We start from the raw sequence: 24,573 nt of genomic DNA on the forward strand, positions 1-24,573 counted from the left end.
AGCAGCCGAGTAGTGCAACCGAACAGCCAATGGACCGACGACACCAGGAGCGCAGCATGCCGAACACGACCATCGCATTCATCGGACTCGGCCATATGGGCGGTCCGATGGCCGCAAACCTGGTGAGGGCCGGATACTCCCTTCTCGGATTCGACCTGGTTCCGGCCGCCGCCCGACAGGCCGGGGCCAACGGGGTGACGATGGCGGCATCGGCCGCCGAGGCGGCGGCAGCGGCCGACGTCGTGATCACCATGCTGCCGGCCGGAGAACACGTTCTGGCCGCCTACCTCGGCGATGACGGGCTCATCGCAGCAGCGAAGCCGGGCACTCTGTTCATCGAATCGTCGACCATTGCCGTCGACGACGCCCGGGCGGCTCACGAGTTGCTTCGGGCCGCGGGGCACCGCGGTGTCGACGCACCAGTTTCCGGAGGCGTGGTGGGCGCGGAAGCAGGGACCCTGACCATCATGGTCGGAGGGGAGGCCGACGACTTCGTCGCGGCCGAAGCCATCCTGCATGTGGTGGGGACCCGGGTTGTGCACTGTGGCGGGCCAGGTGCGGGGCAAGCGGCCAAGGTGTGCAACAACATGATCCTGGGTGTGTCGATGATCGCTGTGAGCGAGGCTTTTGTGCTGGGTGAAGCGTTGGGACTCACCAATCAGGCGCTCTTCGACGTCGCTGCCCACGCCTCCGGCCAATGCTGGGCGTTGACAACCAACTGCCCGGTACCGGGGCCGGTGCCCGCCAGTCCGGCAAACCGCGCCTACCAGCCCGGTTTCGCCGGAGCGCTGATGGCGAAAGATCTCGGTCTGGCCGCCCGGGCAGTGGAGTCGACCGGGGTCGTCGCCGAACTCGGCAGCCGAGCCGAGGAGATCTATCGTCGGTTCGCCGACGGGCCGGGTGCGGCTCAGGACTTCTCGGCGATCATCGAGGAGATCCGGGCGAGAAGTGCAGTGAACAGCGAATCGAAGGGGCTGGCATGACCGACTACCAGACGATCCTCGTGACCCAGCGGAACCGGGTCGGCCTCATCACCTTGAACCGGCCTGACGCCCTCAATGCGTTGAGCGATGCGCTGAGCCGCGAGGTGCTCGCTGCCGCGCAGGCCTTTGACACGGATCCGGGTATCGGCGCGATTGTCATCACCGGATCCGAGCGTGTCTTCGCTGCCGGAGCGGACATCAAGGAAATGGCTGAGAAGTCGGTGGCCGAGATGTACAAAGCCGAGTGGTTTTCGGCCTGGGACGACCTCGCCAGGGTGCGCACACCCGTGATCGCTGCGGTGGCCGGCTACGCATTCGGCGGAGGGTGCGAGCTTGCCCTGATCTGTGACTTCATCATTGCCGCTGAGAACGCGCAGTTCGGGCAGCCGGAGATCTCAATCGGAGTCATTCCGGGCATGGGCGGCTCGCAACGGTTGACACGGGCGATCGGCAAGGCGAAGGCCATGGAGATGGTGCTGACGGGCCGCACGATGAGCGCCATCGAGGCTGAGCGGGCGGGGCTCGTCGCGCAGGTCGTGCCCACAGCCGACCTTCTCGAGGTCGCGCTCTCCACGGCCGACGTCATCGCACGGATGTCGAAGCCGGTGGCGATGATGGCCAAAGAAGCAATGAACGCGGCTTTCACGATGCCGTTGTCCGCCGGCGTGCACTTCGAGCGTCGACTCTTCTTCTCGTGTTTTGCCACCGAAGACCAGAAGGAAGGAATGCGCGCGTTCACCGAGAAGCGTCAGCCGAATTTCGTGCATCGGTGACCGCAGACGCAAGCGGATGAGACTCAGCCGCGAATAGCCTGACTGAGGTCAGCGACCCGCGTTGAAGAACGCGGCGCCGGCATCCCGAAACGCCCGCGAAGTCGGCGCGTTGAAATGATTGCGACCCGGGATCTCGAAGAATGTGCTGTTCGGCGTCGCCTCGGCGAGCTCACGTGACGCGGCCAAAATCGAGTCTTCGCTGCCGGTGGCAAACAACACGGGTTGCGTCGGCGCGTTGTCCGGCCCCGGCTGGGGGCCATCACGCATGCCTTCGACCAGCGCGACGAGTGCTTCGAGGTCATTGCCCGGCACCGAACTGGCCATCGTGAGATAGGCGCCGGTGAGTCTGTCGGCGACGTCGGCGCCGCTCTCGATGTGCGCCCTGGCATCCTCAACCTGAAAGCGTTTGAGCGGATCGCCGTCGGGAATCCCGCCGAGCATCGCCCGGGTGATGCGATCGGGGTGCTCCCTGGCAGCCTGCCAGCCCACCCGTGCGCCGAGCGAGTAGCCGGCATAGCTGACCTCGTCGAGCAGGTAGGCATCGAGAACCTGCAGCACATCGGCAACGAGCAGCTCCATCGTGTAGGCCGCGGGAGCGTGGGGCTTGTCGCTCGCCCCGTGGCCGCGCTGGTCGATGGCGATCACGTGAAAGCCGGCCCGCACGAGGTCGCGGGTCCACCCGGTGACATGCCAGTTGACCAGAGCGCTCGAAGCGAAGCCGTGAACGGCGACAATGGTCGGGTCGGCTGGGTCGCCGAACTCATAGGTCGCAAGTTTGATGCCATCGGGGGAGTAGACGGCGTGGGGCTGGGGCTCGACGGGAGTGATCATCAGAACCTATTTGACCACGGTCGTGGGCGAGCCGCTCACATTCGGCCGCCTGATTTCGCGGGCTGTGGCAGGATCTCAGAGGGCGCCCGAACTTTCGACTGCGGGTCGGAAGGCGATATCTCTATGCGTACTCGACGTTGGTTGCCCTCTGACCCCGGCGGTATTCTTGTCGGCTTTCTCCTCGCCGCACTGTCGGTGACCCCGTCACTGCTTCCGCGCCCGGCACTGCTTCAGGGAGTGGTTACCGGCCTCAGCTTCGCGATCGGCTACGCGTTCGGCGCTCTGCTCCTCGCGCTCCTCACACGCTACGTCACCTGGCGTCCCTCGGCACGCGCACGTCGCAGTGCACGCTGGGGCTTCGCCGGCGTGATGCTGGCCGCAAGCGTTGTTGTGGCCGTCGCCGCGCTCGGCTGGCAGAACGAGGTGCGCCGGTTCGTCGAGATGCCACCGGCCACCGGCCTCGACCTCACGCTGTTCTTCGTCGGAGCGATCCCCACCGCGGTTCTGTGCATTCTGGTGGGGCGCGGCATGCGCGCCCTCTATCGGATGCTTCGCACCCGCGTCGGTGTTTCGGTCGCGGGGATCAGCACCGCGGTGCTGGTCGGCATCGGCGTTTTTCTGCTCGGCGTCGTCGCCATGAGCGCCATCGACGGCGTATACCAGGCACGCAATGCCGGCCCGGCCGATGAGGTGAGCGAACCGAGCAGCAGCTACCGCTCGGCCGGAGTCGATTCCGCGCTCGACTGGAACGACCTGGGTCGACACGGCTCGGTGTTTATCGGCGGTGGTCCGACGACGGCAGAGATCGAGGCCGCGACGGGCGCCGAGGCGGTCAACCCGATCCGTGTCTACGCCGGTCTCGCGTCGGCCGACACGTCGAAGGAACGCGCGGCCCTCGCGGTGCAGGAACTCGAACGCACCGGCGCCTTCGACCGCTCGGTGTTGGTCGTTGCGACACCCACCGGGTCGGGCTGGCTCGAGGCACAGACCGTTGATTCGCTTGAGTACCTGCACGGCGGCGACACCGCGATCGTTGCGGCCCAGTATGCCTACACGCCGAGCTGGGTCTCGTTCGTGTTCGACCCTGACGCGCCGATCGAATCGGCTCGCACCCTGTTCGACGCGGTGTACGAGCACTGGGCGACACTTCCTTCCACCGATCGCCCCCAACTCGTCGTTTATGGGCTGAGCCTGGGTGCCCACGGCGGCCAGGGAAGTTTTGCCGATCTTGCCGATCTGCAGCAGCGCACCGACGGCGCTCTCTTCGTCGGCAGCCCGAACGGAAGCCCGATGTGGCGAAACCTCACCGCACAGCGAGACGCCGGCAGCCCGATCTGGCGCCCGGTGCTCGACGACGGCTCGGCCGTGCGCTGGATGTCGACTCCCGCCGATTTCGAGGCACTTCCCGGTCAGTGGAACTCGCCACGCGTCGCCTACCTGCAGCATGCGACGGATCCGGTGACCTGGCTCGGCCCCGAACTGATCTGGGCCGAACCCGACTGGCTGAAATCGGGCCAGCGTGCCGCAGACGTCAGCCCGTCAATGCGCTGGATTCCCGTCGTCACCGGCGTGCAGGTCGTCGTTGACATGCTGATGGGGGAGAGCGTTCCGGCCCGCCACGGCCACAACTACGGCGACGTGGTTCTCGACGGCTGGCGTGCGGTGACCGGGGACGGCGGCCTCGATGCTGTGGCGACCGATCGCATCCGTACGATCATCGCCGGCTACGCGGTCAGTGCCAGCAGCACCGACTGACCGGCCTAGCTGAGGTCTCGCATCCGGGCAGCCACCGCCGTGCCGTCTGCCCCCTTGCGCTCAGCGGTGATCGCGATGATGAGCAGCACGGCACCGGCCGTCGCCAGGGTGATCCACCAGAGCAGGGGGTTGATCGTCTGCCCGATATGCACCATGAAAACCACGAGAATCTCGATCGGGAGCACGCCTAAGCCCAGAATGAACGGAGCGGCGAGACGCTTCACCGCACCGATCAGAATCGCAGCCAGAGCCAGACTCATCACCAGAATGGCACGCCAGGTTTGCGGGTCGGTTCCGGTCGCGAGCACCGAAGGCAAGAAGGTCACGATGATGCCGGGCGCGAGCAATCGCCAGGAACCGGCGAACCCGATCGGCCAGGAGGTCACAGTGCCACCCGCCGCCGCCGCGGGAGGCGTGCCAGAGCCTGGCAGCTGTGCCACCGTCGGCAGCCCCCGCAACGCAACGATGCCGGCGCCGAGCAGCGCAAGTCCGAGCGGCAACGAGAACGCCTCCACCCGCAGCTCACGTTGACTCCAGCCGGCCACTGCGGTGCACCAGGCCAGCGCGAAGACGAACCAGACCGGCGGAAGGGACACCGCCCTGCTGCGGGCGCGCGCCGCAATCACGAGCATGAAGCCGAGTAGAGCGAGGGTGAGCAGCATCAGGGTCAGAATCGAGAGCGGGTGAAAACGGATGGCCGTGATCGGACCGAGCACGAGAAAAGCGGATGCCGCGGCGTATGTCCAGCGTGAGGGCACACGTGCCCCGGCCTCCGCTGAGCCACCGCCCAGAACCCAGGCGGCGACAGCGGCAAGAATCGCCGCGACCGCGCTCAGCGCCAGTACCGGAACCATGACCAGAGCATCGTGAGTGAGGGCGAGCTGATCGAGGCCGAGTCCCCAGCGCACCGCTTGCACGGTTCCGGCACCGGCGGCGCAGGTCGCTACGACCAGGGTCGGCGTGCGCAGCACCTCGAACCGCGGGGACAGGACCCCGCGTTTCAGGAGAGCGCCAAGCCCGATCAGGAGGGTTGCCGCAGCCAACAGCGTATACGTGCGCCACGGAAACGTGAGCTCAGAGGAGGCGGGAGCCACGGCCAGAACGACGAGGCTGGGCACCACGGCGACGCCCAGACCGGTGGCGAACAGCGCGAACCCGTCGCGGCCGCGGGCGACGAAAATCGCCCCGACGATCATCGCGGCGAGAGCCGGCGGCAGTAGGTACGGCTCGATGATGCCCACATCCTGCATCGCCCAGACACACCAGAGCGCGCCGGTCCAACTCGCCCCTGCCGCCCACCAGGCGTAGCGCGGGCGGGTGGTGAAGGCGCTGGCCGCTGCCCCCACCCCGAGAATGACCAGCACCAAGAACGTGGTGTTCAAACCGGCCGCCGTGCGCACCAGGGCGAGAAGAACCGTCAAGACGGCGGTGACGAGGGCTGAAATCTCGATCCACCGGCGCGCGGCATCCGCTTCGGCGACCGAGATTCCCCGGCGTCTCAACGCCTCACCGATCAGCGCGGCGGTGGGCAGTGTGCATGCGACGATCGCGGCGACGACGGGAAGCACGATGGGTGAACCGCTCATCGGCAGGAGCTGGGCGCCCAGGCAGACCACCACGACGGCGAGCGACGGAACGAGAAGCGCTGCCGCGGCCGAACGCAGTAGCGGGGTCATGCCGGCGCGACGAGTGGTCATCAGAGTCAGTGCAAGGGCGAACGTCACGCCGGTCGAGAGTGCGGTCCAGCCGCTTCGCACGAGCAAGACCGCGACAATGCCGATCACAAACGGCACGGCGGTCACCAGCAAGGTTGCATACCAGCTGCGGGGCGACAACCACCTCGTGAGCGTTGCGCCGAGCGCGAAGAGCGAGGCCAGTGTCGTGGTCAGACAGAGCACCGCAACGGCTTCCACGTTCGCCAGGGTCAATGCCGTGCCGAAGACGATCAGCGCGTAGGCGTAGCCGATGCCGAAGTAGAGGGCTCTCCATCGCGCCGACGAGGCCTGGGCGATGACGGCGAGCCCGACCACGGCGGCAGCACCGACCCAGACCACCGTCGAATCCTGCAGCCACCCGATCGCCGCACCCAGAACCAGCAGCAGATGGGCGCCGATGAGAAGCGGGCGTCGAATGGCGGGCGTCGCGCGTGCGACGCGGCCCACTCGGGTAAGCGCGAGGGCGAGTGACGCGGCAAGCCCCAAGCCGACGACGGCCTGCACCGGGGTGTCGAAGCCGGGCCAGACGGTGACGGTGAGGGCGGTGAGCACCGCCAGCCCCAGTGCGAGACTGCGAGCGAGGTGCGCAGAGACGACGGTCTCAACGGCGCGGGATGTCCACCACTGGGTTGCGGCGACACCGGCGACGCCGAACACGAGCACGAGAGCACTGGACGGGCTGAACGTGGCAGAGAACACGTCGTAGCGTGAGGGATCGAAATCCAAGGCCCTGGCCAGGAGCGGGCGAATCGTCGACAGCGGTTGGAGCATGGCCAGGATGATCACCGGGAACGCCGCAATCAGAGCGATCGACCAGGCGCCGATCAGAAACGCGGTGCGTCGTGACGGGATCGCGGCACGGAGCGTGGCGGCGGCGACCAGGGCGAGTCCGGCCAGGATCGGCACGAGTGCGGTGTACCACTCTGAGTCGGCGAGGTCGACGCCCAACGGAAGGATGCCGATCGCCGTGACACCGAACGCCCCCGCCGTGACGCTCCACAGACGCGGCAGGCCGTCGCGGCTTCCGAGAGCCGCCACGACGCTGAGGCAGGCCAGGATGCCGGCCGCACCGAAGACGCCGGCGGAGCCGAGCGGCAGACCCAGTGCAATCAATTGAACGAGGGCAATGACGACGGCAGCGATCTGCAGGATCGTCGCCGTGGCGCGCTCGCCCGCGAGAATCCTGCCGAAGCGCGGGGAGAGACGGCGGATGATCACCTGCAGTGCCAGCACTGACGCTGCGACGGCGAGACTCCCGACAAGCGCCGACCAGGTCGTGCCTCCGGCGATGCCCCAGAATCCAGGGGTCAGCGCTGCTCCGACGACCGATACCCAGACCCAACTGCGCACGCGAGCACGAACGCCGAGAAAGAGGAGTATTGCAGAACCCAGCAGGGTGCCGATTCCGGCAAACAAGAACTCGCTCACGCCGAGCGGCGCGGTCTGCGCGAACGCCCAGATGTCGAGTGTCACGAAGACGGCGCCGAGCGCGCCGACTGCCTCGGCGGAGAACTGCAGTCCCTTCGCGGCGAAGAACCACGCACCGCCCAGAAAGAGCACGGACATCAACGAGATGATCGCCGTGCGCATGCCAAAGCTGGTGAGGTCTGGGTTCAGAAAGGTGAAGACGAGAGCGGCGACGGCGAGCAGGCCGGCCCCGGCCACTGCCAGCACCGATTGCACGCTGATCTGCTTGGCTGCGGCCGGAGCATTCGGGGCAGCGGCAATAACTGCAACCGCACCAGCGCCACCAGCGGCACCAGCGGCAGGGGCGACGGGGGTTGCGGTGCGGATGGCGGGGGTGGGGACAGCCGACGAGGCAGCGGGCCAGGCCGTCGGCACGCGGTCGATGATGTTCCCTCTGGTCTGCAGCGCCTCTGCCGCCTGCGTCGATGCTGCAACCAATTCGGCGCCAACCGGCCCGGCGAGGTCGGCGCCGCACGTGGAGCACCACTGGGCGGCATCGAGGTCACCATCGCAGCGCGGGCAGACGAGCCAATCAACCAGATAACGGACAGCGTCGTCGTTCCAGCTTTTCCCCATGGCCGCAGTCTCGGTGCGAGGTCCCGGTTTTTCGGTGACCTGGTGGCGCTCGCCGAGTGGGGAGCAACCGGTAACTCTTGCCTGCGACCTCCGCACGTGGCAGGTTGGGCACCCGTCCACTTTTTCTGGATGGGCCGCCTTCCAGAAAGGAACAAGGCCATGGGGTTCTTTGCGTTTCTGATCCTCGGGTTGATCGCCGGAACAATCGCCAAGTTGATCCTGCCCGGCAAGCAAGGCGGCGGATGGTTTATGACTCTGCTTCTCGGTGTCGTCGGGGCGATGCTCGGTGGCTGGTTGGGCGGAATCCTGTTCGGTGCAAACCTCGACGAGTTCTGGTCGATCCAAGCCTGGCTGCTCGCGATCGGCGGAGCGATTGTCGTTCTCCTGCTCTGGGGTTTGCTCTTCGGTCGAAAGAAGACGGCTTGATCGAGTGTGGCCAGAGCACACGGCCCTGGTCACGCATCCGCAAATTCAGCGTCTGACCCCGGCGTGTGAGGCGCATCAGCACAGCCACATTGATGGTGCTCCACCTCTCGAAGCGCTCCTGGTCGCCTGCCGAGTGTCGGCCGCTGCCCTGACGGTGCCGCCGTGTCGGTGGTGCCCCCTAGCGTTGTAGTGTCTGACAGCGTCCCTTCCGTTTCACCATCCTTCTCCAACCGTGAGGATTCCTTTTGGTTCTCGTTTCACTCGTGCTCCAACACGCCAAACCGTACAAGGCGTGGATCGCAGCAGTCTTCGTGCTGCAACTCATCTCCACCATCGCTGCCCTCTATCTTCCGAGCCTGAACGCTCAGATCATTGACAAGGGCATCTCGATGGGTGATTCCGGCTTCATCTGGTCGACTGGCATGGTCATGCTGGTCGTCTGCCTGGTGCAGGTGGTGACAGCCATCGGCGGCATCTACTTCGGTGCCCGCACCGCGATGGCGATCGGCCGCGACCTGCGCCGTGAGGTCTACCGCAAGGTTGACTCGCTGAGCGCACTCGAGCTCGGTCGTTTCGGCACCGCCACCCTGATCACGCGTGGAACCAACGACGTGCAGCAGGTGCAGATGCTCGTGCTGATGACGCTGAACTTCATGGTCTCCACCCCGATCATGTGCATCGGTGGCATCGTGATGGCGCTGCGCGAAGATGCCGGGTTGTCCTGGCTTGTCTGGGTATCAGTGCCCCTGCTCTTCGTGATCGTCGGCTTCTTGGTTTACCTGCTCATGCCGTTGTTCCGGCTGATGCAAGATCGCATCGACGGCATCAACAGCGTGTTGCGCGAGCAGATCGTCGGCATCCGCGTCGTGCGCGCGTTTGTGCGTGAGCCCTTCGAGTCGGAGCGCTACCGCACCGCCAACGAAAACCTCACCCGCGTCTCTGTACGCGTCGGAAACATCTTCGTTTTGATGTTCCCGGTCATCATGATGGTGTTGCACCTCGCCACAGCCGCCGTGCTCTGGTTCGGCGGTCACCGGGTCGACACTGGTGAGATGCAGATCGGTTCGCTCACCGCGTTCCTGCAGTACCTTTTGCAGATTCTGATGGCCGTGATGATGGGCGTCTTCATGGTGATGATGATCCCGCGCGCTGTGGTCTGTGCCGAACGCATCCAGGACGTGCTCAGCACCGAGTCGAGCCAGCTGATCCCCGATGCATCTGTTGCCACCCCCGCCGTCGGCTTGGTCGAATTCCGCAACGTGACCTTCGGCTACCCGGGCGCTGAGCGTCCGGTGCTCGACAATGTCAGTTTCACCGCGGAGCCCGGAAAGACAACAGCGATCGTCGGGTCGACCGGTGCAGGCAAGACCTCGCTGATCAACCTGATTCCCCGCCTCTATGACCCGCAACAGGGTGAGGTGCTGATCGACGGCGTTCCCGTTTCATCGCTCACCCGCGCTCAGGTGTCGAGCGTCGTCGGCCTCGTGTCACAGAAGCCCTACCTCTTCTCCGGCACCATCGCGTCAAACCTGCGCTTCGGCCGGGCCAGCGCGACAGACGACGACCTCTGGGAGGCGCTGAGAGTCGCTCAGGGCGAAGACTTTGTGCGGAACAAGGCGAAAGGACTCGACGACCCCATCTCCCAGGGCGGCACCAACGTGTCTGGCGGCCAACGTCAGCGTTTGTGCATCGCCCGAGCGCTCGTCGCCAAGCCCCGCGTCTATCTCTTCGACGACTCGTTCTCGGCGCTCGACGTGTCGACCGACGCCCGGCTGCGTGAGGCACTCGGCGAGGTGACGGGCGACGCCACCGTCATCATCGTGGCCCAGCGCGTGTCCTCCATCACCGACGCCGACCAGATTCTGGTCGTCGACGACGGAGTGATCGTGGGCCGCGGAACTCACGAAGAACTTGTCGAGCGCAATGAGACGTATCGCCAGATCGTCGAATCCCAGCTCAGCGTCCAGGAGGTGGCGTAATCATGGCGAAACGCACCAGCAAGAAATCACGCGGGTCGCAAGATGCCGCAGCCCCCGGAGCCGAGATCGACGCGCTCGACATCGATGCAGCCGAGAGCGAATTCGACTACACCCCGAGTGAAGCCGATGGCGACATGTTCGGCGGAGCGCCGGCGAAGAAGGCACAGCACTTCTGGCCGTCGGCCAAGCGTCTGATCGGCCTGCTTCGCCCTGAGCGCGCAAAGATGATCGTCGTTGTCGCCTTGGTGACCGTGTCTGTCGTGCTGACCGTCATCGCGCCGAAGATTCTCGGTGAGGCGATGGACGTCATCTTCAACGGGGTGATCGGTGCACAGCTGAAGCCCGGTACGACGCTGCACGAGGCAATCGCGGGACTCCGCGCAGCCGGCAACGACGAGTTTGCCGACATGCTGAATGGCACCAACGTGGTCCCGGGCCAGGGCATTCAGTTCGATGAACTGGCGCGTCTGATCACGATCGTCCTGGCGCTCTACGTCGTGGCCTCATTTCTGATGTGGGCACAGGGCTACGTTCTCAACGGCCTGGTCATGCGTGTCATCTACCGCCTCCGCCAGAACATCGAAGAGAAGCTCAACCGACTGCCGCTGTCGTATTTCGACACGCGCCAGCGCGGTGACGTCATGTCCCGTGTCACCAACGATGTCGACAACATCCAGCAGGCACTGCAGCAGGCATTCTCTCAGCTGGTGCAGTCGTTGCTGACAGTGCTCGGTATCGGCGTCATGATGTTCATCGTGTCGTGGCAGCTCGCCCTGATCGCTTTGATTGCTTTGCCGCTGTCTGGCATCATCGCCGGCGTGATCGGAGTGCGTTCGCAGAAACTGTTCGCCGCGCAGTGGAAGAACACCGGCTCATTGAACGGGCACATCGAAGAGACCTTCTCCGGCCAGGAGATCGTGCGTGCCTTCGGTCGTGACCGCGAAATGCTGGAGGAATTCGACAAGCGCAACGACAAGCTGTTCGACGCCTCGTTCGGTGCGCAGTTCGTCTCCGGCATGATCATGCCGGCGATGACGTTCGTCTCTTATCTCTCCTATGTGATGATCGCCGTGGCCGGTGGCCTGAAGGTGGCCTCTGGCCAGATGACGCTGGGAGATGCAACAGCATTCATCCAGTACTCGCGTGAGTTCTCGCAGCCGATCGGCCAGATGGCAGGCATGGCGAACATGCTGCAGTCGGGTGTCGCATCGGCCGAGCGCACTTTCGAGCTGCTCGATGCCGACGAGCAGGAGGCCGACCAGGTCACCGCTCACCTGCCAGAGCGCACCGACGGTCACGTGGAGTTCGAGAATGTCTCGTTCAGCTACAGCCCGGAGAAGCCGCTGATCGACAGCCTGTCGTTCTCAGCCGAACCTGGTCACACCGTGGCGATCGTCGGCCCGACGGGTGCGGGCAAGACCACACTGGTCAACCTGGTGATGCGCTTTTACGAGCTGACCGGCGGGCGCATTCTGCTCGACGGTGTCGACGTGACGTCGCTCTCCCGGGCCGAACTGCGTTCGCAGGTCGGCATGGTGCTGCAAGACGCCTGGCTGTTCGAGGGCACCATCCGGGAGAACATCCGCTACGGCCGACTCGATGCGACTGATGAAGAAGTCGTGGCGGCGGCCCAGGCGACCATGGTGGACCGCTTTGTGCGTCAGCTGCCCGATGGCTATGACACGGTGCTCGACGGCGACGGCGGCAGCGTGTCGTCGGGTGAGCGCCAGCTCATCACGATTGCACGGGCGTTCATCGCCAACCCGTCGCTGCTGATTCTCGATGAGGCCACCTCGTCGGTTGACACGCGCACCGAGGTGCTCGTGCAGCAGGCGATGGCGGCCCTCCGCACCGATCGCACCTCCTTCGTGATCGCGCACCGTCTGTCGACGATTCGTGACGCCCACACCATCCTGGTGATGGAAGACGGCCGCATCGCAGAGCAGGGCAACCACGAGGAGCTCTTGAAGAAGCGCGGCGCCTACTACTCGCTGTACATGGCGCAGTTCATGGGCGGCGAGCCGGAGCAGGCGGCATCGACGGATGGCGCCGGCTATGTCGCGGAGACCAGTGGCGAAAGCGTCGTCGAGGGAGATCCTTCCCTCGAGAGCGATACGGTTCCAGCTGGCTAGTTGCGCATTCTGATCCGAGACCCCACCGCCGATTTATTCGGTCGGTGGGGTTTCGTCGTGGGGCCACGCCTTCTTCGTCGAAAGACTGCGAACGCCGTAGGCTGATTTCGCCCGGCGCGGCCGCCGATCGAAGGGGGATCCGATGCTCAACACCAGTGTGAGCTCCATCGCGATTGTTGCTCTTGTCGCGGTACTCGCGCCCGTTGCGGCGTCGCTCATCGGCAGGGTGATCAAGATTCCGCTTGTCGTCTTCGAGATTGTGCTCGGGATGCTGGTTGGCCCGAGCATTCTCGGCTGGGTGCATCCCGACGCCTTTCTGACCGCGCTGTCGAACTTCGGGCTCGTCATGCTGTTCTTCATGGCGGGCAACGAGATCAATTTCTCGCTGTTCAGCACGCGCCTGATCAAGCGGGCGTCGTTTGGCTGGCTTATCTCATTGGTTCTCGGTGTCGTCATCGGAATCGCACTGGCCGGCGGCTCGCTCGACGGGGTGTACATCGGCATCGCCCTGACTTCGACGGCGCTTGGCACGATCATGCCGATCCTTCGCGACAGCGGCAATCTCACCACACCATTCGGCAAGGCCGTCACTGCCGTCGGGGCGGTGGGGGAGTTCGGTCCGCTGCTGGCCATCTCCATTTTTCTGAGCGGGCGACAGCCGGGCGTCGCCGCGCTCATTCTGCTTGCCTTTGTTCTCATCTCCGGCCTGGCGATCTGGTTCGCTCTCCGTCGACCGCATCAGCGATTGAGCGAGCTCGTCAGAGCTTCCCTGCACACGAGCGGGCAGTTCGCTGTGCGCCTCGTGCTGCTGGTGGTGATCGCTCTGGTTGCTCTCAGCATCGCGTTCGGTCTCGACATGTTGCTCGGGGCCTTTGCCGCGGGCATCCTGTCCCGGGCCTTACTGAAGGATGTCGGTGAGGCCGACAAGGTCACCATCGAACGCAAGTTGGAGGCCATCTCGTTCGGGTTTCTGGTGCCGATCTTCTTCATCTCGACGGGGATCACCTTCGACCTCGACTCGCTGATCTCCGACCCGCAGGCCCTGGTGATGCTGCCGATCTTCCTCGTGCTGCTGCTTGTCGTTCGGGGCGTTCCCGGCTCATTCGCCGCGCCGGCCGGAGCACTGTTCGCCGAGCGCCGTTCCCTCGCGCTATTCGCGGCGACAGGCTTACCGATCATCGTCGCGGTGACGAACATCGCCCTCGACCAACACGCGATGCAGCCGGGCACGGCTGCCGCGCTCGTCGGAGCGGGGATGCTCGCCGTGTTGTTGTTCCCACTCCTCGCACTCGTCGGCTCGAGTAAACACGCGCATTTTGCCACTGCGCTCCCCGCCTGAAGGGCGCAGAATAAGGTCATCGTCTGAAGGAGCACATATGACCTCGGCAACAGACATTCTGATCGACGGATTCGGCCGCATCCGTGAGGTAGTGCATCGCGTGGTCGCCACTCACAGTCCCCAGGTGCTCGCCGAACGGGTCGACTCCGATGCCAATTCGATCGCGTGGCTCGTCTGGCATCTCACTCGGGTGCAGGATGACCATGTGTCTGAGGTGGCGGGCACCGAGCAGGTCTGGCTGTCAGAGGGCTGGAACACCCGGTTCGGGCTGCCTTTCCCGCCCGAGGCCACCGGCTACGCGCAGTCGTCAGACGAGGTCGGACTCGTGCAAGGAATCTCGGCCGAATTGCTCAGGGGCTACCATGACGCGGTTCACGCGCAGACGGTCGGGTTCGTCGAGGGCCTCAGCGACGATGACCTCGCTCGGATTGTCGACGAACGGTGGACACCAGCCGTGACCCTCGCGGTGCGGCTGGTCAGCGTGATCTCCGACGATCTGCAGCATGCCGGGCAGGCGGCCTTCATCGCCGGAATGTTGGGGCGCCGCCGACATGGCTGATTCAGCTCGGCCGGTCGGCGAAGCGTCGACTGGGGCATCCGTTGTTCCACGGCGCGCGTGGACCGCCCTGATCGTGCTGATGACCGGCATGTTCATGGCGTTGCTTGACACAACAATCGTGAACGTCGCCCTCCCGACAATTCGCACGAGCCTGGACGCGTCGGAAGCGACGCTGTCCTGGATCATCTCCGGCTATGCCCTCGCCTTCGGCCTCGCGCTGATCCCCGCCGGTCGGATCGGCGACCGGATCGGTCACAAATGGGTGTTCTTCACCGGTCTCGCCCTGTTCACCGTGGCGAGTTTTTTCTGTGGTCTGGCCCAGAACGACCTGCAACTCGTGGTCTCGCGCGTCATCCAAGGTCTCGCCGGCGGAATCTTCGTTCCCGCGGTGACGGCCATGATCCAACTCATGTTTCCGTTCCGGGTGCGAGGCAAGGCATTCGCGATCATGGGCGCGGTGATCGGCGTGTCCACCGCCATCGGCCCCATTCTCGGTGGTCTCATCATCGAGGCGTTCGGCGACGAGAACGGCTGGCGACTCGTGTTCTGGGTCAACCTGCCGATCGGCGTCGTCGCACTCATCGCCGCAGCGATCCTGTTGCCGTCTGGTTCGGAACACCTCGCGAAGACCGGCAACGACTGGTTCGGCTTGATTTTGCTGTCGGCAGGTCTCGTGGCGCTGCTGGTTCCACTGATCGAGGGCCAGGATCTGGGGTGGCCGGCCTGGACCTATGCGACCCTCGTCGCCGGCGCGCTTCTGATCGTGGCTTTTGCGTTCTGGGAGCTGCGGGTGGCGAAAGCCGACGGGGTGCCACTGGTACCCCCACATCTGTTCTCGCATCCGGCGTTCACCGGTGGCGTCGTGCTCGCGTTGGTCTATTTCGCGGCCTTCACCAGCATTTTCTTTACCATTTCGATCCTGTGGCAGGCCGGCCTCGGACATACGGCTCTCGAATCGGGTCTCGTTTCGGTGCCATTCGCCATCGGCAGCATCATCGGTGCGGCATTCAGCGATCGTCTGTCGCGGCTGCTCGGACGCAGAGTCCTCGTGATTGGCACTGGTCTGCTCGCGGTCGGGCTGATCTGGGTGTGGCTCGTGCTGCTGCTCACTCCGCCCAGCGAACTCACCGAGTGGGCGTTGCTCATACCGCTGTTCCTCGGCGGCCTCGGCAACGGATGCTTCATCGCGCCCAATGCCCAGTTCATCGTGGCGACGGTCGATCGATCTGAAGCAGGCGCCGCAAGCGGGGTGATCGGGGTGATGCAGCGAATCGGAAGCGCCATCGGAATCGCCGTCATCGGCAGCGTCCTCTTCGGAACCCTGACCGTCACCGGCCACACGCCTGCGGCCGTGGCCGACGCATTCGCGTCGAGTGCGGCATCGGCGCTGGCCGTCAGCGCTGGGCTGAGCGTTGTGGCGTTCCTGCTCGTCTTCGCCCTCCCCAAGCGGGTCGACCAGAACGATGCCTCGAGAGGAGAGCCAGCGGCTCCCTAAGCGCTCGATCGCCTCATTGACTCGATCGCCTCATTGATGTGCGGCGAGTTCACAGCCTCCATTCGTCGCCCAGGAATATACTGTCGCGACGACACTAATTGAGATGGAGGTGCTGCGATGAGCGATATCGCGGATGTTGACCGGGCGAACGGTGCTGAACTGACGGCCACCGACGGGTTGCACTACCGCTCTCAACCGCTCGCTGCTCTCTTGGATGTCTTCGCGCTCTGGGGGTCGGAGGGATTCATCGGATCCCTGTCGCGACGTGCGGGCGTCGACCTGGACACCACGAGCGTGATCGCAATCACCACCCTTGCCCGCAACGGAGCCATGCGGCCGTCGGTGCTTGCTACACATCTGCGAGTGGGCCCATCGAACGTCAGCAAACTCAGCGCCAACTTGATCGAGCGCGGACTCGTCGAGAAAACGGTGGACACCGCGGATGCGCGTGCGTCACTTTTGCAGCTGAGCGCGCGCGGTCACGGTCTGATCGAGGGCCTCGTCGGCGTCGGCGACCAGATGATGACGGAGATTCTCGCGCGGTGGACGTCACAGGATCAAGCGGAGTTTGCTCGCCTCCTGACGCTCTTCGAAGGCGATGCCCTGCGTTTTGCCGCCACCGTGACCGCGAGCTGATTCAGCCTCTACACCCACCCCATTCACTCGACCCATTCACAACCAGATTCACCACACAGGAGATGAAATGTCACGAACGTACGTAGTCACCGGAGCAGCGTCCGGAATCGGCAAGGCAACGAGCGAGCTGCTGACCAGTCAAGGTCACACCGTGATCGGGGTAGACCTCCGCGGGAGCGATGTCAACGTCGATCTGACCACTGACGCCGGGCGCACGGCCATGGTCGATCAGGTGACCGAGATCTCTGAGGGGCGAATCGACGCGGTAGTAGCCGTCGCCGGATTGGCCGCCCCGATCGTCGCGACTGCGTCGGTGAACTACTTCGGCGCCATTGCCACGCTGGAGGGACTGCGCCCGCTCCTGCTGAAGTCCGATGCACCGCGTGCCGTCACCGTCGCCTCGATGGCGTCGCTGCATCCGCACGACGAGATTCTTCTGCAGGCCTTTCTCGACGGCGATGAGGCGGCCGCGCGTGCTCGGGCCCTGGAGCTCCAGGAGGAGGGTCCTGAGGTCGGCCACAAGATCTACTCCACCAGCAAGCAGGCCTTGGCTCGCTGGGTGCGCACGACCGCACCGACTGCCGACTGGGCCGGAGCCGGGATTCCGCTGAACGCCATCGCGCCCGCCGTGGTGCTCAGCCCGATGACCGCTGATCTGGTCGCTACGGAGGAGGGCCGGAAGGCGCTCACCGCGCAGGTGCCGATGCCTCTGAACGGGCCGATGCAGCCCGTGGTTCCGGCGCGCTTGCTCGCCTGGTTGTCCAGCGAGGAGAACAGCCACCTGTGCGGCCAGGTGATCTTCATTGACGGCGGGTTCGATGCCATCGTTCGTGGCGACAAGACCTGGTAGGACCGTATGAACGCGGCCGCATGAACGCGGCCGCATGAACGCGACTGCGTCAGGTGAGGATCGCTATTCGAGGAACGACGCGATCTTCACCTGACGTGGCCGCACCGCGTCCGGAGTCACATCCTCCATCAGAATCAGGGCCGCCTGGTTGAGACGCTCCAGCTGTCGCAACGCCGCGGCGACCGAGCCGGTGAGCGGCTGCCCGGCGTCGGATTCTTCAGGTGGGTCGATGCTCTCGGCGACATCCCCTGGTAGGTCCCCGTTCAGCACCGCGGCCAACGATGTCAGATTGTCTCTGGTGACACCGTGGATGCGAGCCCACTCGTCCGCGCTGATCCCTGAGGCACCGAGCGGCGTGCGCTCCGTCGCCATCACGAGGTGGCGCGTGTAGTAGACCAACGCCCAGATTGCGGTCAGCTGCCCTTCGATCCCGCCGAGGTCCATCGCACCCGACGCGCGGCGCAGGGGGACTGCTGTGGCGTTGATGAGATCCATCTGCCGGTTGAGCGCGAGCAGCCGATCGATGCGGGACTCGCGACTTTCGACGATTCCCCGGCCCAACTGAGTCAGGCAGGATGCCGTCATCTGGTCGACTATGCGCAGCAGCTCGGTGATCTCTCGGTTCAGTTTCTTGCGCGTGCGGAGCGGAAGAACCAACCGGGCGACAAGGAGGGCTATGGCTGCTCCGATGATCGTTTCGAGAATGCGCAGCTCGACGGTTTCGGTGCTGAGCTTGCCGAGAAACTCGTAGAGCAGGGCGAACAACATCGTTTGCCAGAACGTCGTCACCGGAGATGAGACGGCACGGTAGTACGCCGACGCGAACACGCAGACGGCCAGCAGTGGCAACACCACGGCCGGGTTGGCCTCGGTGGAGATGGCAACGCCGAATCCGATTGCCGCACCGACGATGGTCCCGACGATGCGTTGCGCACCCTTGACGAAGGTCTCGCCGTCGGTCGACCCGACCACCTGGTAGGCCGGCATCGCTGCCCAATATTGGTGGGTTGTCGAGACGAGCGATCCGACGGTGAGGGCGAGTCCGGTTGAGAGCGCAGCTTGAACTGCGCGACGCCCGGTCGGGGTGAATCGATCAGTGCTGGCGCTCGGGATTCCGCCCGATGGGTCGGTCAACGTCAGAACATCGTCGACCGTCGGATCAACCGTTACATCGTCGGTGTTTGTTGCCTCGTCTGCGCTGAGGCTGCGCGTCGGATCGGCGAGGTTGAGATCGACCGCCTGCGCCGAGTGCAGCGCATCGGCCACACGGCGCAACTCCACGATGGCGACGTGCAAACGCCGCGCCGATTCCGGCCAGTCTTCCCGTGAACGGAGATCAACCGAATTGGGGGGGAGCTCTTCAGCGTCGATCGCGCGGGAGGATGGGGCGCCGGTGGCCCAGGCAGGCAGCGCCGGGTAGCCGCGCAGGTGGTCTTGCAGCACCTGCAGTTCGCCGGCCAGCTGAGCGCGCAGGGCGATAGGGATGCCGGCGCCGGTCACCTCCCTGGCGGCAGTGGTCAGATTGATCGCGGCCAACTCGACATCGAAGACCCGCAATCGGAGTGCAGCGGCCTGCATGGCGTTGAGGTCCACGTCGGGATCGGTGCCGGTCAGCTGCCCGGCGAGGAAGGCGGCACTCCGGTGCACCTGCAGCATGTCGACCCTGACGCGTTTGCGCAGATCGGGATCCCATCTGGCCCACGAGACGGTGTCGATGAGTGGGTCGAGAGCGCGAATCAGACGTTGGCGAAAGGCATGCACCCCGCCACCGAGCGTGCGCGATGCCTTGCCCGGAGACACAATGAAGGGAAGTACAAACGACCAGACCACACCAACGATCGCCGCCGCCGCGTAGAGACCCGCTTCCTGTGGACTGAGTCTGAGAAGCAGCGTGAAATAGTAGGAGACGAAGGCAAGCTGCCCGAGCCCCGCCCAGGCCGGTCCGAAGCGACCGATCCCAATTCCGATGAAGGCCACGATGACGAGCGCAATCGTCGTCCAGTACGAGTCGTGGGGGATGGCGGCACTGAGTCCGACCGCCCCGACCACCGGAATGATCGCCAGAAGCCCGGCGAAACGGTGCTTCTGAGTGCGCGTCTTCCCCGTTGCCGAAGCGGTGAACATGGCCATCATTCCGCCGAAGAATGCGGAGGGAAAAGCGTCGGCACCCGCGGCGGTGAAGAGCAAGTACAGAGTCACCGATGCGCCGGCGGCGGCAATCAGAGCGCGTGCGGCAGCGATGAGTCTGGCATAGCCGGGATCGACCAGAATCACCCGGCGCTCCCAAAAACTCCGCAGCTTCGACGAGGATGGCGACGACACTGACCGATCCGATTGTCGTTCTCCGGCATCGACGACGGGAATACCGGTCGTGGCCGAAAAAGTAGGTCCGATCGGCGGTTCTTCTCCGGCGATGATGATGGGTTGGTAGTCGAGATCTCGGCTGACGGCCGTGGTGATCTGCTGAGAGCGGTAGGCGAAGGGAAGCCACTGCACATAGCGGGCGTACGCGTCGTCAAGATCGTGCAACGGTGTGGTGCCGGCGAGGTCTGCCATCTCGCGGTTGAGGGTGCGAAACCGTGCGACCCAGCGGTCAGAGTGCTCTTCGGACGCACTGCCGGCGAGTTGACGAACGAAATCCTCACGGGCGACCGTTTCCGGAACATCGCTACTGCGCCAACGCAGTCTCGGGTGAAGATAGTCGCCGAACCGGTCGAACTGAAAAGTCAGAGGAATCAAGACGGGAATGGCACTGGCTGGATGCCCGGTCGGCAGGCCCCAGCGGAGCGCGCCGATCGTGCCGCCCAGCATCCGCACTGAGTATGGCAGCGAGAAATCGTCGCGTCCGCTCTGAAAGTAGTAGGCGGCATGGTGCAACCGCAGGCCATCGGTGTAGGAGCCGAAACTGTCTGAAATCGCCTGCAGGTGACTATCAATTCCGTTCGGTTCCCCGTTCACAAAGAACGGAGCGAGGCTCTTGACCGGGTCGCCGGCCCCGCGAGAGGCGCTGAAGAATTTGGCGGAGAGCGCACTCAGGTTGCTGATCACGTCGTAAACACCGAGCAGAAAGGTGAGAATCAGTGAGATCAGAGCCACGCCGGTGAGGGTTTCCGTGATCGAAAGGAAGCGCAGAACATCGGTATTCGCGCTCAGCGCAGAGGTGCCGACGGTCGAGAGCTGGGCTGCGCTGAAGAGGAGGGCGCCGAACAGGTTCTGGTGCGCCCCAGAGTATTGAAAACCGTCGCCGGGCATCAAACCGAAATAGATCAGCCCGAAGCCCAGGATGACGCCGCAGAGCCAGGCGACAACGGTCACCATGATCTGAAGTCCGGTGACTTGACGGAGTGCTACCGGCCTCCATCGCCTCGACAAGCGCCGGGTGACCCGCCGGAGGAGTCGCCATTGGGCGGCCGCCAACGGGCCAGCGATGAAGCCGGCCTCGTCGTAATTCAAGGCAGTCAGAAAGACATCGAGGAGCGTCACTCCCAGAATCACAATACCGAGACCCACCCACAAGGCGTCCACGGCCCCAGCATAGGGGGCACCATTCGGCACCGCGAAAGAAAAATGAAGATTCTTCGAATTCTTCGCGAAGAGGGTGACAACCAGGCCGAGTCGTCCTAGGTTCGGGGTTATCGAACACCCGGGCCGGTGACACGGAGCCACCGCGGTGAACCGGGAGAGTTGAGGCAGAAATGAATCTCAGTCCGCGGGAAATTGACAAGCTCATGGTTTATCAGGTCGCTGATCTGGCGCGAAAACGGCGTGGGCGAGGAACGAAACTTAACCTCTCTGAGGCTCAGGCACTCATCACAGAAGCGATCTTGGAGGGCGCCAGGGACGGCAAATCGGTGGCCGAGTGCATGGAGCTCGGCAAGACGGTCGTGACCGAAGACGAGTGCATGGACGGCGTTCGACCGAGGCTCAGCCTGTTGCAGGTCGAGGCCACCTTCGTGGACGGAACGAAGCTCGTCTCCTGCCACGACCCGGTCGGTGCCTGAACATGACGGCGCCCCATTCGGCGCATTCAGGATCGGCCCAGTCACGATCGGCCCAGTCACGACTAGTTCTGGTCGGTGGGCACGAGAGTGACAACGGCGCAGATCTGTCGTTTCTTGGCAGGTGCTTCGACGATGTTCTGATCGCTGCAGCAGGTCGCTCGCTGCACCGAACGGTGAGTCGGCTGCTCGATGCCGATGACCGTGCGGTGTTGGTGCTCCCGATGACATTCGGTCGCAATCCCACGTTTGTCGCCGATGCGGCGAAGACGCTGAAGTGGCTGGCCGTTGGCGAGGCCGAGACACGCATCGCCTTGTGTGACTCGTTCGGAACCCCCGATCACCTGATCGCCTGGTTGCGAACCGCTGCGACGCAGAGTGCTGCGTCAGATCCTGCGGCCGCTGTGGTGATTGCCGCTCGGTCGTCGAATCCGTTCGACGATGCAGAGCTCTTCCGCATCGCTCATTTGGTGCTCACCCATGGCGCGGCCACCGAGGTCGATGTCGCCTGTGTCGATCAGGACGCGGATGTCGCCCGCTCGGTGAATCGGTTGCGCAAGCTCGGTTTCGACGAAACTGTCGTCGTTCCTGCCGGCTTCGCGCGCAGCAGCTCAGCCGAGTTCGGCACTGGTGACCTTGCCGGTTCGCGCTTCTACGGACCGCTGATGAGCGAGCAGGCAATCGTGCGGGTGATCGCCGAGCGTATCAGAGACGCCGAGCACAATCTCGGCCATGGGCGCAACGGAATTTCTGCGGGTCTCGAGGCCGATCATGGGCACGGATACGCGCATTCTCACGCCTTCGAAGAAGGCCAGCACGAACACGAACACGGTCACAGCCACTCGCATAATCATGCAGGCAGCTCGCATACCGCGCTCGCGCACACTCATTGATCATTGGAAGGAACCATCATGCTTGGAAGCCCCAAATACCAGCACGGAACTGATCAACTGGAAATCAACGCCGGACGCCCCAGCGTCACGCTCAAGGTGAGCAACACCGGTGACCGAGCTGTTCAGATCGGTTCGCACTATCACTTCTTCGAGGCGAACAAGGCGCTGCTCTTCGAGCGCGAAAAAGCATACGGCATGCACCTCGATATCCCGGCGGGGACAGGGGTGCGGTTCGAACCGGGCGACACGAAAGAGATAACGCTGACCGCATTCGCCGGCAATCGTCACATCATCGGCTTCAACAATCTGGTGGACGGCGGCCTCGACACGGAGGACACCAAGATCCGGGCACTGGCCAAGATGAGAGAACTCGGTTACAAGGACGGCGTTCCGACGAAAAAGGTCAGCTCCACCGCTCCGAAGGGAAAGAAGTAATGGCTCTCATCTCACGCAAGGAATATGCGGACCTCTTCGGCCCGACTCGCGGCGACAAAGTTCGGCTCGCTGACACCAACCTGATGATTGAGATCGAGAAGGACTTCAGCGAAGGCCACTACGGCGATGAAATTGTTTATGGTGGCGGAAAGACAGCCAGAGACGGAATGGGCGCAGACCCACAGGCGACCGGTGCGAACGGTGCCCTCGACCTCGTGATCACGAATGCGATCATTGTCGACGCCGTTCTCGGCATCGTCAAAGGCGATATCGGAATCAAGGACGGACTGATCGTGGGGATCGGCAAGTCGGGAAATCCGCAGACCCAGAGCGGTGTCGACCCGCGGCTTGTTGTCGGGCCCGGAACCGAGCTTCTGGCCGGTGAGCACCTGATCGCAACGGCCGGGGGCATCGACTCTCACGTGCACTACATCTCCCCGCAGCAGGCACAAGCTGCGTTGTCCAACGGGATCACCACGCTGTTCGGTGGCGGAACCGGACCGACGGACGGCTCCAACGGCGTCACGACGACGCCGGGAGTGTGGAATCTTCACCGGCTGTTCGAGTCGGCCGAGGCGATGCCCGTCAATATGGGGTTTTGCGGCAAGGGAAATGGTTCGAGGCCCGAAGCCCTGATTGAGCAGGTCGAAGCCGGTGCGGCGGGGCTCAAAGTGCATGAGGACTACGGCTCAACTCCCGCGGCCATCCGAACTGCTCTCGATGTCGCAGACCTCTACGACATTCAGATCACGTTGCACTCGGACAGCCTCAACGAGGCCGGATTCGTCGAAAGCACACTGAACGCCATCGATGGGCGCACCATCCACACCTATCACTCTGAGGGTGCAGGTGGCGGGCACGCTCCCGACCTGCTCAAGGTAGTCGGCCACCCCAACGTGTTGCCCTCGTCGACAAACCCGACCCTGCCGTACACGGTCAACTCTGTCGACGAGTTGCTCGACATGGTCATGGTCTGCCACCACCTCTCGCATGACATCCCCGAGGACGTCTCGTTCGCGGACTCCCGGGTGCGTGCCGAGACGATTTCGGCGGAGACGGTGTTGCACGACGTGGGTGCCATCTCCATGATTTCCTCCGATTCACAGGCCATGGGTCGCGTTGGTGAGTCCTTCCTTCGCACGTTCCAGGTTGCTCATCACAACAAGGACAAGCGGGGGAAGTTGGAGGAGGATGCCGAGGGCAACGACAACTTCCGCGTGCTGCGTTACATCGCGAAGATCACCATCAACCCGGCCATCGCGCAGGGAATTTCCGACTATGTCGGATCGCTGGAACCGGGCAAGATCGCCGACATCGTGTTGTGGCCGACCGACTCATTTGCGGTGAAGCCTCGGCTCATTGTCAAAGGCGGTTTGGTGAACTGGGCGTTGATGGGTGATCCCAATGCGTCGTTGCCAACGCCTCAACCGGTGTACTACCGTCCGATGTTCGGCGCCCAGGGCAAGGCTTTGCAGAAAACGCGTGTCACGTTCATGTCGAAAGCCGGCATCGACAATGGCGTTCCGGAAAAACTGGGACTGGAGAGTCAGGTGCTTCCTGTTCGCCGCTGCCGCAACGTCGGCAAGGAGAACATGGTGCGAAACGATGCGTTGCCGCTGATCGAAGTCGACCCGGAAACCTACAAGGTGACCTACGACGGCAACCTCGCCGAGATCGAACCGGCAACGTCATTGCCGCTGACTCAGCTCTTCTTCATCGCCTGAGGTGAGC

The 24,573-nt window shown here is 64.1% G+C and carries 18 protein-coding genes; 15 read left to right on the plus strand and 3 right to left on the minus strand.

Going from position 1 to position 24,573, the window contains the following annotated elements; all coding sequences use genetic code 11:
* The first annotated feature begins 29 nt into the window (after positions 1–29).
* Both mmsB and ABD791_RS01875 read left to right on the plus strand, forming a co-directional pair.
* Positions 30–983: a 3-hydroxyisobutyrate dehydrogenase gene (mmsB, locus tag ABD791_RS01870; RefSeq protein ID WP_345061722.1), complete on the plus strand. Its 954-nt coding sequence runs from the start codon at positions 30–32 to the stop codon at positions 981–983.
* Positions 980–1,756 carry an enoyl-CoA hydratase gene (locus ABD791_RS01875; protein WP_345061723.1) on the plus strand — a complete coding sequence of 259 codons (777 nt, stop codon included), beginning with the start codon at positions 980–982 and terminating at the stop codon, positions 1,754–1,756. Before mmsB ends, ABD791_RS01875 begins: the two co-directional genes overlap by 4 nt.
* Before the next feature lie 48 nt (positions 1,757–1,804).
* On the opposite strand, the gene ABD791_RS01880 is transcribed toward ABD791_RS01875, so the two are convergent.
* Positions 1,805–2,587 (minus strand): alpha/beta fold hydrolase, encoded by a 783-nt coding sequence (locus tag ABD791_RS01880; protein WP_345061725.1) that lies wholly within the window; start codon positions 2,585–2,587, stop codon positions 1,805–1,807.
* A 123-nt stretch (positions 2,588–2,710) separates the two neighbouring features.
* Here ABD791_RS01880 and ABD791_RS01885 point away from each other — a divergent pair, with 123 nt between their 5' ends.
* A complete protein-coding gene (locus tag ABD791_RS01885) occupies positions 2,711–4,342 on the plus strand; it encodes an alpha/beta hydrolase (RefSeq protein ID WP_345061727.1) in 1,632 nt (543 codons plus the stop codon).
* Between the two features lie 5 nt (positions 4,343–4,347).
* Here the strand turns inward: ABD791_RS01885 and ABD791_RS01890 are convergent, their stop codons facing one another.
* Positions 4,348–8,100, minus strand: a complete 3,753-nt coding sequence (locus ABD791_RS01890; protein WP_345061729.1) for an SCO7613 C-terminal domain-containing membrane protein — start codon at positions 8,098–8,100, stop codon at positions 4,348–4,350.
* Positions 8,101–8,259: 159 nt separating this feature from the next.
* On the opposite strand from ABD791_RS01890, the gene ABD791_RS01895 reads away from it, so the two are divergent.
* The 8 genes from ABD791_RS01895 to ABD791_RS01930 all read left to right on the plus strand — a co-directional run bounded on the left by ABD791_RS01895 (position 8,260) and on the right by ABD791_RS01930 (position 17,516).
* Positions 8,260–8,526, plus strand: a complete 267-nt coding sequence (locus ABD791_RS01895; RefSeq protein ID WP_345061731.1) for a GlsB/YeaQ/YmgE family stress response membrane protein — start codon at positions 8,260–8,262, stop codon at positions 8,524–8,526.
* 245 nt (positions 8,527–8,771) lie between these two features.
* Positions 8,772–10,505, plus strand: coding sequence for an ABC transporter ATP-binding protein (locus tag ABD791_RS01900; protein WP_345061733.1), 1,734 nt, complete (start codon positions 8,772–8,774; stop codon positions 10,503–10,505).
* Positions 10,506–10,507: 2 nt separating this feature from the next.
* Positions 10,508–12,637: an ABC transporter ATP-binding protein gene (locus ABD791_RS01905; RefSeq protein ID WP_345061735.1), complete on the plus strand. Its 2,130-nt coding sequence runs from the start codon at positions 10,508–10,510 to the stop codon at positions 12,635–12,637.
* Positions 12,638–12,779: 142 nt separating this feature from the next.
* Entirely contained in the window at positions 12,780–13,976 is a 1,197-nt protein-coding gene (locus tag ABD791_RS01910) for a cation:proton antiporter (RefSeq protein WP_345061737.1), read from the plus strand.
* 37 nt (positions 13,977–14,013) lie between these two features.
* A complete protein-coding gene (locus ABD791_RS01915) occupies positions 14,014–14,535 on the plus strand; it encodes a mycothiol transferase (RefSeq protein WP_345061739.1) in 522 nt (173 codons plus the stop codon).
* A complete protein-coding gene (locus tag ABD791_RS01920; protein ID WP_345061741.1) occupies positions 14,528–16,030 on the plus strand; it encodes a DHA2 family efflux MFS transporter permease subunit in 1,503 nt (500 codons plus the stop codon). Before ABD791_RS01915 ends, ABD791_RS01920 begins: the two co-directional genes overlap by 8 nt.
* Before the next feature lie 117 nt (positions 16,031–16,147).
* Entirely contained in the window at positions 16,148–16,666 is a 519-nt protein-coding gene (locus ABD791_RS01925) for a MarR family winged helix-turn-helix transcriptional regulator (protein ID WP_345061743.1), read from the plus strand.
* Positions 16,667–16,733: 67 nt separating this feature from the next.
* Positions 16,734–17,516 (plus strand): SDR family oxidoreductase, encoded by a 783-nt coding sequence (locus ABD791_RS01930; RefSeq protein ID WP_345061745.1) that lies wholly within the window; start codon positions 16,734–16,736, stop codon positions 17,514–17,516.
* 63 nt (positions 17,517–17,579) lie between these two features.
* On the opposite strand, the gene ABD791_RS01935 is transcribed toward ABD791_RS01930, so the two are convergent.
* Positions 17,580–21,041, minus strand: a complete 3,462-nt coding sequence (locus tag ABD791_RS01935) for an FUSC family protein (RefSeq protein ID WP_345061747.1) — start codon at positions 21,039–21,041, stop codon at positions 17,580–17,582.
* A 170-nt stretch (positions 21,042–21,211) separates the two neighbouring features.
* On the opposite strand from ABD791_RS01935, the gene ABD791_RS01940 reads away from it, so the two are divergent.
* The 4 genes from ABD791_RS01940 to ureC are packed head-to-tail and all read left to right on the plus strand — an operon-like array spanning position 21,212 to position 24,566.
* On the plus strand, positions 21,212–21,517 hold the full coding sequence (locus ABD791_RS01940) for an urease subunit gamma (RefSeq protein WP_345061749.1): 306 nt from the start codon (positions 21,212–21,214) through the stop codon (positions 21,515–21,517).
* Between the two features lie 2 nt (positions 21,518–21,519).
* Complete coding sequence (locus tag ABD791_RS01945; protein ID WP_345061751.1) at positions 21,520–22,407, plus strand: sirohydrochlorin chelatase; 888 nt, start codon at positions 21,520–21,522, stop codon at positions 22,405–22,407.
* A 3-nt stretch (positions 22,408–22,410) separates the two neighbouring features.
* Positions 22,411–22,842 (plus strand): urease subunit beta, encoded by a 432-nt coding sequence (locus tag ABD791_RS01950; protein WP_345061753.1) that lies wholly within the window; start codon positions 22,411–22,413, stop codon positions 22,840–22,842.
* A complete protein-coding gene (ureC, locus tag ABD791_RS01955) occupies positions 22,842–24,566 on the plus strand; it encodes an urease subunit alpha (RefSeq protein WP_345061755.1) in 1,725 nt (574 codons plus the stop codon). The genes ABD791_RS01950 and ureC overlap by 1 nt, the downstream gene beginning before the upstream one ends.
* Positions 24,567–24,573 lie beyond the last annotated feature (7 nt).

Source organism: Glaciibacter kafniensis, from assembly GCF_039538945.1.
Classification (GTDB): Bacteria; Actinomycetota; Actinomycetes; order Actinomycetales; family Microbacteriaceae; genus Cryobacterium; species Cryobacterium kafniensis.

Bases quoted from the DNA above. Each gene is read 5' to 3' on its own strand.
- ABD791_RS01925 (WP_345061743.1), top strand. From the start codon at position 16,148: ATGAGCGATATCGCGGATGTTGACCGGGCGAACGGTGCTGAACTGACG.
- ABD791_RS01940 (WP_345061749.1), top strand. From the start codon at position 21,212: ATGAATCTCAGTCCGCGGGAAATTGACAAGCTCATGGTTTATCAGGTC.
- ABD791_RS01930 (WP_345061745.1), top strand. From the start codon at position 16,734: ATGTCACGAACGTACGTAGTCACCGGAGCAGCGTCCGGAATCGGCAAG.
- ureC (WP_345061755.1), top strand. From the start codon at position 22,842: ATGGCTCTCATCTCACGCAAGGAATATGCGGACCTCTTCGGCCCGACT.
- ABD791_RS01905 (WP_345061735.1), top strand. From the start codon at position 10,508: ATGGCGAAACGCACCAGCAAGAAATCACGCGGGTCGCAAGATGCCGCA.
- ABD791_RS01880 (WP_345061725.1), bottom strand. From the start codon at position 2,587: ATGATCACTCCCGTCGAGCCCCAGCCCCACGCCGTCTACTCCCCCGAT.
- ABD791_RS01890 (WP_345061729.1), bottom strand. From the start codon at position 8,100: ATGGGGAAAAGCTGGAACGACGACGCTGTCCGTTATCTGGTTGATTGG.
- mmsB (WP_345061722.1), top strand. From the start codon at position 30: ATGGACCGACGACACCAGGAGCGCAGCATGCCGAACACGACCATCGCA.
- ABD791_RS01915 (WP_345061739.1), top strand. From the start codon at position 14,014: ATGACCTCGGCAACAGACATTCTGATCGACGGATTCGGCCGCATCCGT.
- ABD791_RS01885 (WP_345061727.1), top strand. From the start codon at position 2,711: ATGCGTACTCGACGTTGGTTGCCCTCTGACCCCGGCGGTATTCTTGTC.
- ABD791_RS01895 (WP_345061731.1), top strand. From the start codon at position 8,260: ATGGGGTTCTTTGCGTTTCTGATCCTCGGGTTGATCGCCGGAACAATC.
- ABD791_RS01910 (WP_345061737.1), top strand. From the start codon at position 12,780: ATGCTCAACACCAGTGTGAGCTCCATCGCGATTGTTGCTCTTGTCGCG.
- ABD791_RS01875 (WP_345061723.1), top strand. From the start codon at position 980: ATGACCGACTACCAGACGATCCTCGTGACCCAGCGGAACCGGGTCGGC.
- ABD791_RS01945 (WP_345061751.1), top strand. From the start codon at position 21,520: ATGACGGCGCCCCATTCGGCGCATTCAGGATCGGCCCAGTCACGATCG.
- ABD791_RS01920 (WP_345061741.1), top strand. From the start codon at position 14,528: ATGGCTGATTCAGCTCGGCCGGTCGGCGAAGCGTCGACTGGGGCATCC.